Annotated in this window: 1 protein-coding gene; it reads right to left on the reverse strand. The window is 41.0% G+C overall.

Annotation, left to right across the window (positions count from 1 at the left end; translation table 11 throughout):
* Positions 1-227 (reverse strand): PAS domain-containing protein (locus AC0IXA_RS27575; protein ID WP_471814926.1); only part of this gene is annotated, 227 nt, incomplete at its 3' end.
* Between the last annotated feature and the right edge of the window lie 39 nt (positions 228-266).

Genomic DNA, 266 nt, shown 5'->3' on the forward strand with positions numbered 1-266 from the left:
ATTTGTTTGAGAGCGATTTGTTCAGTTTCATCTCCCTGAAGGAAACGACAATTCCTCCCCAATACTTCGATTTCTTGATAGCCTGTCATATCTAAAAAGCCCGTGTTCACATATATTAAAGGATTATCAGGTAAAGACGGGTCCGTCACCGTCAGGCCAACCTGAGTATAGTCCAAGGCTTCCTTGATTAAATGCAGATTTTCGGACTTATAAGATTCCAGCGCCATTCGTTTACTCTCCTTATTTTCCTTACAAGCGGGTTATAT

Source organism: Pseudomonas sp. AC083 (assembly GCF_979253165.1).